The organism is Methylobacterium sp. GXF4 (genome assembly GCF_000272495.1).
In the GTDB taxonomy this organism is placed as follows: domain Bacteria; phylum Pseudomonadota; class Alphaproteobacteria; order Rhizobiales; family Beijerinckiaceae; genus Methylobacterium; species Methylobacterium brachiatum.
The window spans coordinates 26,784-36,600 of sequence record NZ_AKFK01000060.1 but is presented as its reverse complement, the minus strand read 5'-3'; the positions used below and the strand labels follow the sequence as shown (position 1 = coordinate 36,600).

Below are 9,817 nucleotides of genomic sequence, written 5' to 3'. Positions count from 1 at the left end.
GCGGTCATCGCCTGGGCGGTGGTTTGCAACTCGGTCGCCGAGGACGACACCTGACCGATGATGCCGCCGACCGCCTGCTGGAAGCTTTCCGCCAGCCGGCGCAGGCCGGTCTTGCGCTGCTCCTCGGCGGCCAGCCGCGCCCGGGCGGTCTCCTCTTCCAGCGCATGGGCGCGGATCAAATTGTCCTTGAACACTTGGACGGCCGCGGCCATTTCGCCGATCTCGTTGCGACGGTCGCGGAAGGGCACTTCCACGGATGTATCGCCGTCAGCGAGCACCTGCATCGTGGTCGTGATCCGCCGGATCGGCCTCAGGACGCCGCGGAACACCGCGAGCAGGCCCAGGCCGACGAGCAGCACGGCGGCCAGCAGGACCACGGCATTCCGCGCCAGCGCGGCGTTCGCCGCGTGCACGAGGTTGTCGGCGCGCCCGATCATCTCGTCGAGGGCGGCCGTGCCGACATCCACGATCGTCTGCTGATCGGCCGTGTTGCGGGTCCGCGATTCCAGAAGCGTGATGCCCGGCGGCTTCTGCTGGCTGAACGCGTCGTACAGGCTCGTCCGGCGGGCCAGGCCGGTCCCCTCGAAATTGCTGGCCCCGGCCCTCCAGATCGCCGCGCGGACCGTATCCGAGGCCCCGGGGGCCGCTTCGCTCAGGCGCGCCCAGGCCGCTTCCATCCGGCCGAGCTCCGCGGATGCCACCATGGATTCGGCCAGGGGCCAGGACCGCCCCGCCGCCAGCGTCGACTGGATGCGCAGCCCGACGGCCCCGCTCGCCATGCGCATCGCCCAGGCCGCGCGCTTGATCTCGAGGTTGCGGCGCAGGACCGGATCCGACAGGGGAATCGCGGCGTCCACGGCATCGGCCGTGGCGGAAAGCGCATCCAGCATCTCCTGCCAGATCCGCTTCGTCTCCTCCGTCAGACCGGCCTCGCGCTCCGTCTTGGCCAGCCGGATGCCCTTGCCGAGGCGGGGCCGGAGGGTCGTCACCGCGTCCTGCGCGGCCTGAAGCCGCCCGAGCGTCGCCCCGACCGCCGGCAGATCCTGATCCCGCAGGCGGGTCACGATCTCCGTCGTGGCGTCACGGACAAGCCGATCGTTCGTGTCGAGCGTGTCCAGGGTCGGCCCGTCCGCGGGACTGTCGCCGGACATGCCCTGCAAGGCGACGCCCCGTGCCAGGCGCGTGGCCAGCAGGCCGTTGAGCGACGCCCGGCTCACCTGGGCGAGGGTCGCGACCTGGGCCGATTGCACCGCCTGCCTGCGCACCTCGATCAGCGTACTCGTGGCGTAGCTCAGGATGATCAGCCCCATCGCCGACAGGACGAGACAGATCGTCGTGCGGATCGAGAAACCGGTTAGGCGCGGCATCTTCAGTCTCTGAACTCTGAATATAAAACGGGACGGGATATGCGTGCCGCCGTTTTTAATATTTCAAACTGAGTGATCGACAAAATTTTTGCTCACTCGTAAAATTGATGTTTAAAATTCAATCCCCGGAAGGACAGGCTGTCGCTTGGGATAGATAATATGTTGAAATCTCAAGATCGTAAAGCGGAGATGCGAAATTTGTTCAATGATCTGTACTGACATATGCGCTGCTCAAGCGCCATTATTCCATAAATATCCAACAGGATGTGCCTGATTCAAACAAGAGAGATATAATATCGGTTCGGTTTCCGGTGTCGCGACTGATCTGCGCACCATAACAATCGGCGACCCGTGTCCGGGTGCCGGTCCCGTTCGCCGAGCATGCGTCAGGGCTGGGTCTCGCGCGATACGCCGGATCAGTGCAGCCGCAGGAGCCGATGGCCGCGATGGGGCGGCCCGGCGCGTGATCCCTACAGCCCGCGCTCGTAGCGCCAGGCCTCCATCCCGTCCTCATAATAGGCGGGCTGCACGGCGAATCGGGTGTAGCCGCGACGCTCGTAGAGGCGGATGCCGGCGCCGTTGTCGGCGCGGACCTCGAGGCGCAGGCGGTCGCAGCCATGGGCGCGGGCCTCGGCCTCCGCGGCGTCGAGGAGTTTCCCGCCGAGCCCGAGGCCGCCGCGATTGGGCGCCACCGCGATCGAGGCGAGGCGGGCGATCCGGCTGCCGCGTCGGCGCTCCAGCACCGCCGCGCCGACCAGGACCGGCTCCCGATCCCCGTCCGGCCCCGGGATCAGTGCCGCCAGCACATCCATGCTGGGCGACCGGATCGCGTGACGGATCGCCCGGCGCTCCGCCCGGTCGGTGGCGAAGGCGGCGTGCTCCAGGGCGACCAGGGCGTCGAGATCGGCGAGATCGGCGGTGCGGATCAGCGGTTCCGGGAGCGCGTCACCGCGGGGCGCGGGCACCGGCATGCCGGCGGCGGCATTCACGGGGGCGCTCACGCCCGGGCCGTCGCGCCGGCGCCGAAGCCGGAACGGTCCAGGCCGATAGGGAAGGGCGAGGCGCCGGAGCCGGGCGCGATGGCGAGGCGATCGGGCACCGCTCTCGATCTGTTCGGCCCGGCCATCATACGCTCGTCTGAGGACATCGCTCCGGCGGTCAGATGCCCGCTTCCGGACCGCTTGGGAAGCCCGCGCGGCCAGGCGGCGGCACCCGGACTGCGCCGTTTTTGCAACGCCGGGGCCGCGGTGCGGATTTGGCGGGGAAATACGGGTCGATCGGGCCGCAATCCCCTTGTTGTCAGGGGTCGATCTCCGTATATGCGCCCTGCCCAATTTCGCACGTGCCTGTGGCCGCGTGCCGGTTGGTGGGCATCCGGTCAACTGCCGGACAGCCGCCAGGGGTCTTAAAGGATCGATGGTCGCAAGGGTGGATCCCTACGGCCGGCATCCAGGTGGCAACACCGGACCCCGACAACAACCGGCAGCCGGAGGCGAAACCGGCGAACCCCGCTCTCCACGGGGGACGCAGCTTAAAGCAACGACGAACGGGCTTTTTTGGTCTCGTCGGCCCTCCAAAGGCCGGCACCGAAGAGGCTTGTTTCTCTTTGCCCGGCGTGCGGTGGGGGTCATCCCTTCCAATCCACGGCAGCTTCCGGGTGCTCTGCGCCCGCCTGGATCGACGCGTCTCCAAAGCGCGTGGGTCCGCGCGACGCATCGCCCCCTGACGCCGGCGACCCGTGGGGTCGTCACATCGACAGCGCGCCCGCGAGACGGGCGCTCGCGAACCCGTGCCGGGAGACGACCATGACCGATCGCATCCGTGATTTCCTGCGCGTGCGCCGTGACCTCGGTCAGGACGAGGGACCCGTGATGGTCCTCGACCTCGACGTCGTGCGCGACAACTACACCGCCTTCGCGCGCTCCCTGCCGGACACCCGCGTGTTCTACGCGGTGAAGGCCAACCCGGCCCCCGAGGTGCTGCGTCTGCTCGCCGAGATGGGCTCCTGCTTCGACACCGCCTCGGTAGCCGAGATGGAGATGGCGCTGGCCGCCGGCGCCACCCCGGACCGGATCTCCTTCGGCAACACCATCAAGAAGGAGCGCTGCATCGGCCGCGCGCTCAAGCTCGGCATCCGCCTGTTCGCGGTGGATTGCCAGGCCGAGGTCGACAAGATCGCCCGGGCCGCCGAGGCCGCGGCGGTCGCGGCCTCCGACGTGCGCGTGTTCTGCCGCATCCTGTGCGACGGCGCCGGCGCCGACTGGCCGCTGTCGCGCAAGTTCGGCTGCGTGCCCGAGATGGCGACCGACGTGCTCGAGCACGCCCACCGCCAGGGGCTGGAGGCCTACGGCATCTCGTTCCATGTCGGCTCGCAGCAGGGCAACACCGAGGCCTGGGACGGCGCGCTGGGCTCCGCGGCGGCGATCTTCCGCGAATGCGCCGAGCGCGGCATCTTCCTGTCGATGGTTAATCTCGGCGGCGGCTTCCCGACCAAGTACCTCAAGGCGGTGCCGGGCGTGGAGAGCTACGGCGAGGCGATCTTCCGCGGCCTGACCAAGCATTTCGGCAACCAGATCCCGGAGACGATCATCGAGCCGGGCCGCGGCATGGTCGGCAATGCCGGCCTGATCGAGGCCGAGGTCGTGCTGGTCTCGAAGAAGTCCGCCGACGCCGACGAGGTGCGCTGGGTCTATCTCGACATCGGCAAGTTCGGCGGGCTGGCCGAGACGATGGACGAGTCGATCCGCTACCCGATCCGCACCACCCGGGACGGGGACCGGACCGAGCCCTGCGTCATCGCCGGGCCGACCTGCGACTCGGTGGACGTGCTCTACGAGCGGCAGCTCTACCCGCTGCCGGTCTCGCTCTCGATCGGCGACAAGGTCCTGATCGAGGGCACGGGCGCCTACACCACGACCTACGCGGCGGTGGCCTTCAACGGCTTCCCGCCCCTTCAGCAGATCGTCATCTGAATCTGCGTAGGACATGTCCGGCGGCCCCGAGCCGCCGGACGTCGATCTCCAGCCTCCACCTTGGCGAAGGGCGTTCGGCCCTCCGGCAAACGTCTGCTTCTCCCGCTTGTCGGCCCGGGGAGGGCACAGTCATGATCGAGATCCGCGCGGAGCGCATCCATGACGTCCCGGCGCGCGAGCGCCTGCTCGACGCCTGTTTTGCCGGCAACCGACGCGCTCGGACCTCGGAGCGCCTGCGCGAGGGACGGCTGCCCGCCCGCGGCCTCGCCTTCGCGGCGACCCGGCGCGGCCGCCTCGTCGGCACCCTGCGCCTGTGGCACGTCGAGGCCGGCCTAGCCCGCCCGGCGCTGCTGCTCGGGCCGCTCGCGGTCGATCCGGAAATCCAGGGCCAGGGCCTCGGCTCGGTGATGATGCAGGCCGCCCTCGGCCGGGCGGAATCGCTCGGCCACGGCGGCGTGCTGCTCGTGGGCGATGCGCCGTACTACACCCGCTTCGGCTTCGCCCCCGCGCTGGCGGAGGGCCTGACCCTGCCGGGCCCGTTCGAGCGGGCGCGCTTCCTCGGCCTGGAACTGCGCCCGGGCGCGCTCGCCGGCGCCGAGGGCATGGTCCGGGCCACCGGCCGCGTCGCGCCGGCCGAGACGGTGGCGGACGAGGCCGCGGTGGCGCGACGACGGGCCGCCTGATCGCGCCCGCCGCGATCGGTCCCGGTGAGCGCCGGGACCGGCGTCAGTGAAGCGTGTCGCCGTTCTCGAGCGTCGACGAGATCGGCGACACCGTCATCTTCTGCGCGATCTCCTGGCCGACCCGGAACAGGGCCTCGCGCAGGGGCGCCAGCGCCGACTTGCCGCCATCGACCTCGATCAGGCCGTGGGCCATCAGCAGGTGGTCGGCCACCAGGTCGAGGGTGGAGGCCGGCGCCGTCGAGGGGCGCGGCGGCGGCGGGACGAAGCGGCCGAGGCCGCCCTGCGCGGACAGCGCCTCGCTGCCGGGGACGAGCTCGGTAATCGAGCCGAGGAAACCCAGAAACGTATGGTCGGGCGGCCCGTAGGAGGGCACCGCGCCGGCCGCCGCCCAGATCGAGCCGCCGCCGTCGCGGGACAGGCGAAACCGGACGATGAACTCCGCCTTGGCCTGCGCCGCCTCCTTGATGACCGCCCGCAAGACCGCGCCGTCCTCGGTGTTCAGCCGCTCGAACCACCCCTGGCCCACGGCGTCGCGCTGATTCTGTCCGGTCAGGCCGTGCCATTCGGGGCTGACATAGGTCAGGGCCCCCGCGGCGTCGGTCATGAAGATCATCGGAGGGCCTCCGGTTGCGGATGGCGGCTCGATCGGCACAAGTCGCAAATCGGGAGCGCGGGGTGCAACGGCAATCGTGCTCGCGGGCGGCCCGTTCCGGTCGCGGCCGGTCGAAAGTGCGAAACGCGCGGATAAATCCGGCGCCGCGGCTGACGGGGTAGGCCGGCGACGCGCCGGGCGGAGGCGGCGTCCACCGCCCTGGCCGCCATCGTGCATTGCGCCGGGCAGCCGCGATCCCGCATAGACGGGGCGCCGGTTTCCCCAGAAGGTTTCCCGACCGATGCAGATCGCCACGCCCTATCTGATGTTCCTGGGCGACGTGCCCGACACGCTGGCGGCCAAGACCGCCTACGGCATCAAGGATTGGCGCCCGGACTGGTGCGTCGGCCAGATGCGGCTCCCGGGCTGCGCCGCCGATCTCGGCATCCCCGACATGACCCTGCCCGAGGCCCTGGCCAAGGGCTGCCGGACCCTGGTGATCGGCGTCGTCAATGCCGGCGGGGTGCTGCCGGACCATTGGGTCAAGGAGATCGTGGCGGCAATCGAGGCCGGGCTCGACGTCGCGAGCGGCCTGCACGTCAAGCTCGGTGCGGTCCCGGCCATCGCCGAGGCCGCCGCGCGCCGCGGCCGGCAGCTCCACGACGTGCGCCACACCGACGAGCGCTTCCCCACCGGCAAGGGCACCAAGCGCGCGGGCCGGCGCCTGCTCACCGTCGGCACCGATTGCTCGGTCGGCAAGAAGTACACCGTGCTGGCCCTGGAGCGCGGCATGCGCGAGCGCGGCCTCGACGCGGATTTCTGCGCCACCGGCCAGACCGGCGTGTTCATCTCCGGCCGGGGCGTCGCCATCGACGCCGTGGTAGCCGACTTCATCTCCGGCGCCGTCGAGACGATCTCCCCCGAGGCCGCCCCGAATCACTGGGACCTGATCGAGGGCCAGGGCTCGCTGTTCCACCCCTCCTTCGCGGGCGTCAGCCTCGGTCTGCTGCACGGCGCCCAGGCGGATGCCTTCGTGGTCTGCCACGAGCCCACCCGGAGCACGATGCGCGGCGTGAAGCACCCGCTGCCGACCCTCCAGCAGGTGATCGACCTCACCGTGCAGCTCGGCAGCCTGACCAACCCGGCGATCAAGCCGGTGGGGATCTCCGTGAACACGCAGGCGCTCGGCGAGAGCGAGGCGAAGGCGCTGCTCGACAAGCTCGCCGCGGAGCACAGCCTGCCCGCCACCGATCCGGTGCGCTTCGGCGTCGCCGGGCTGGTCGACCGGATCGTCGCCGATTTCCCGGAGGTCTGACATGGCCCGCCGCCTGACCCTGTCCGTCGAGCGCTTCCCGATCGCCGGCGCCTTCACGATCTCCCGCGGCAGCCGCACCGAGATCGCCGTGGTGGTGGCGACCCTCACGGACGCGAACGGGGTCGGGCGCGGCGAATGCGTGCCGTATCCGCGCTACGGCGAGAGCGTCGAGAGCGTCGTCGCCCTGATCGAGGGACAGGCGGATGCGATCGGCGCCGGGATCGGGCGGGACGAACTCGCGACGCGGATGAAGGCGGGCGCCGCCCGCAACGCCCTCGACAGCGCCCTGTTCGACCTGGAGGCCAAGCTCCAGGGCCGCCGGGCCTGGGAGATCGCCGGGCTGGCCGCCCCCGCCCCGGCGGTGACCGCCTACACGCTGAGCCTCGGCACCCCCGAGAGCATGGGCGAGGCCGCCCGGGCGGCCTCCCACCGTCCGCTGCTCAAGGTCAAGCTCGGCGGGGCCGGCGACCCCGAGCGCATCGCCGCCGTGCGGGCGGGCGCGCCACAAGCGCGGCTGATCGTCGACGCCAACGAGGCGTGGCGGCCCGAGACCGTCGAGGCCAACCTCGCGGCCTGCCTGGAGGCCGGCGTCGCCCTGATCGAGCAGCCCCTGCCGGCCGATGCCGACGCCCTGCTCGCCGAGATCCCGCACCCGGTCCCGGTCTGCGCCGACGAGAGCCTGCACGACCGCGCCGGCCTCGACGCGCTGGCCGGCCGCTACGACGCGATCAACATCAAGCTCGACAAGACCGGCGGCCTCACCGAGGCCATCCTGCTCGCCCGCGAGGCCCGGGCCCGGGGCCTCTCCGTCATGGTCGGCTGCATGCTCGGCACCTCGCTCGGCATGGCGCCCGCCACGCTGCTGGCGTCCCAGGCCGACTTCGTCGACCTCGACGGCCCGCTGCTCCTCGCCCGCGACCGCGACCCGCCGCTGCGCTACGACGGCAGCATCGTGCACCCGCCGGAGGCGGATCTGTGGGGGTAGAGGCGCGCGCCAGCCTCCAATGGTCGGTCACCCGAAGCGGCGTTGGATCGGTTCTCGTCCATCCCGGGCTTTGCGGCGGGCCCATGAAGGCGGCCCGCCTCGAAGCCGTAACCGTCCCGGTTCAGGCCGCCCGGACGGTGGAGAGGAACCGGAGGACCTCGCCGTTCAGGTGCTCGGATTGGCGTGACAGCTCGGAGGCCGCCGACAGCACCTGATTGGCCGCCGATCCCGTCGCCTCCGAGGCGCGCGCGACGCCCGTGATGTTGCTCGTCACCTCGCTGGTGCCGGCGGACGCCTGAGCGACGTTGCGGACGATTTCCTGCGTGGCGGCACCCTGCTGTTCGACGGCGGCGGCGATCGAGGTTGCCACGCCGTTGATCTCGCGGATGCGGGTGGTGATCGAGCCGATCGCCGCCACCGCTTGGCCGGCCACGCCCTGGATCTGGCTGATCTGGCCGCTGATCTCCTCCGTCGCCCGTGCCGTCTGCGTGGCCAGTTCCTTGACCTCGGTGGCGACCACCGCGAAGCCCCGGCCGGCCTCGCCGGCGCGCGCCGCCTCGATGGTGGCGTTGAGCGCGAGAAGGTTGGTCTGGCTCGCGATGTTGGAGATCAGCCCGACCATGTCGCCGATCCGGGAGGAGGCTTGGCTGAGGGCCTGGACGAGCTGCATGGTCTGGTCGGCCTCGCCCACCGCCGTCTGGGCCAGATCGGACGAGCCCGAAACCTGGCGCCCGATCTCCTGCACGGACGATCCGAGTTCCTCGGCCGCCGCAGCGACCGTGTTGACGTTGGCGGCGGCTTGTTCGGCCGCCGCGGCGACCGAGCCGGACTGGTTGGCGGTTTCCCCCGCCGTGACCGTCATGGTCTGTGCGGTCGTCTGAAGCTCCGTGGCGGCCGAGGAGACCATGCCGACGATACCGCCAACCGCGTCCTCGAAAGCATCGGCCATCTGGCGCATTCCGGCCTTGCGCTGCTCCTCGGCGGAAGCCCGGGCCAGCACCGTTTCCTCTTCCAGTTGCCGCGTCCGCACCAGGTTCTCCCGAGACGCCTCAACGGCGGCGGCAATGGAGCCGATCTCATTGGTGCGGTCCGTGTAGGGCACCGAGGCCTCGACATCGCCGGACGCCAAATTCCGCATGCGCAGGATCAGGCGGTTGATCGGGCGCGTCACGCCGACGAGCACATAGACGATGCCGGCGAGCCCAAAGGCAAAGGATGTGCAGCAGAGCAGGCCGATCATCCAGAGGGCATGCTCGTAGGACGCTTCGGCCTTGGCCTTGGCGTCATCGCCCCCCGAGACATTCAAGGCCGTGCTGCGGTCGAGGGATTGGATCACTTCGTCGAAGGTCTTACGCGACGTCTGGAAGAGCGTGTTCAAGATGCCCTGGTCTTTCGCTTGGGCGGCGGCCATGATCTTCGCACGAAAGCCGAGATACGCGGTCCAGTTCTGTTGATAGACCTGCCACGCGGCCCGTTCATCCGCGCTTGCGATGAGCGGCTCGTAGCGCGTGGCGACGGTTTCGACCTCCTTGAGGCGGCGCGCGGATACCGAGTCCAGTTCGGAAACGGGCTCGAGCGCGGTCACATAGCGGGCATCGGCGAGCCGGAGCCGTGTAATCCTATATTTCAGGTCGCCCAGTGCCTGCACGCTGGGCATCCAGTTGTCCGAGAGATCTCGGGCATTGGCGTTGACGGCGCGCAGCTGCAGCACACTCATGACGCCTTGCGCGAGGAAGCCTATCGCGAGCAGCCCGATCAGACCTCTCAGAACGAACGATATCTTCATGTCCATCACCAGATCCCCGTCAGGCTGGGCGTACAAACACTCCATAAACTGACAGTTAAATTCGGAACATGGGTTTCCGAGTGAAATAAGCGTAAGCTGGCTATTCTATTCGCTGAA

8 protein-coding genes are annotated in these 9,817 nt (G+C 69.9%); 4 read left to right on the top strand and 4 right to left on the bottom strand.

Annotation, left to right across the window (positions count from 1 at the left end):
- A partial coding sequence (locus WYO_RS14300; protein WP_007563578.1) for a HAMP domain-containing protein occupies positions 1 to 1,367 on the bottom strand: 1,367 nt, incomplete at its 3' end.
- Positions 1,368 to 1,837: 470 nt separating this feature from the next.
- On the bottom strand, positions 1,838 to 2,338 hold the full coding sequence (locus tag WYO_RS14295; protein WP_039902965.1) for an N-acetyltransferase: 501 nt from the start codon (positions 2,336 to 2,338) through the stop codon (positions 1,838 to 1,840).
- Positions 2,339 to 3,172: 834 nt separating this feature from the next.
- Between WYO_RS14295 and WYO_RS14290 the strand changes: the two genes are divergently transcribed.
- Complete coding sequence (locus WYO_RS14290) at positions 3,173 to 4,339, top strand: type III PLP-dependent enzyme (RefSeq protein WP_007563574.1); 1,167 nt, start codon at positions 3,173 to 3,175, stop codon at positions 4,337 to 4,339.
- 131 nt (positions 4,340 to 4,470) lie between these two features.
- On the top strand, positions 4,471 to 5,022 hold the full coding sequence (locus tag WYO_RS14285; protein ID WP_007563572.1) for an N-acetyltransferase: 552 nt from the start codon (positions 4,471 to 4,473) through the stop codon (positions 5,020 to 5,022).
- A gap of 43 nt (positions 5,023 to 5,065) precedes the next feature.
- Here WYO_RS14285 and WYO_RS14280 read toward each other — a convergent pair whose 3' ends face one another.
- A complete protein-coding gene (locus WYO_RS14280) occupies positions 5,066 to 5,635 on the bottom strand; it encodes a PAS domain-containing protein (protein ID WP_007563570.1) in 570 nt (189 codons plus the stop codon).
- Between the two features lie 280 nt (positions 5,636 to 5,915).
- Here WYO_RS14280 and dgcN point away from each other — a divergent pair, with 280 nt between their 5' ends.
- Both dgcN and dgcA read left to right on the top strand, forming a co-directional pair.
- Positions 5,916 to 6,929, top strand: a complete 1,014-nt coding sequence (dgcN, locus tag WYO_RS14275; RefSeq protein ID WP_007563567.1) for an N-acetyltransferase DgcN — start codon at positions 5,916 to 5,918, stop codon at positions 6,927 to 6,929.
- A 1-nt stretch (position 6,930) separates the two neighbouring features.
- A complete protein-coding gene (gene dgcA / locus WYO_RS14270; protein ID WP_007563565.1) occupies positions 6,931 to 7,914 on the top strand; it encodes an N-acetyl-D-Glu racemase DgcA in 984 nt (327 codons plus the stop codon).
- Between the two features lie 121 nt (positions 7,915 to 8,035).
- Here dgcA and WYO_RS14265 read toward each other — a convergent pair whose 3' ends face one another.
- Positions 8,036 to 9,706: a methyl-accepting chemotaxis protein gene (locus WYO_RS14265; protein ID WP_039902961.1), complete on the bottom strand. Its 1,671-nt coding sequence runs from the start codon at positions 9,704 to 9,706 to the stop codon at positions 8,036 to 8,038.
- Positions 9,707 to 9,817 lie beyond the last annotated feature (111 nt).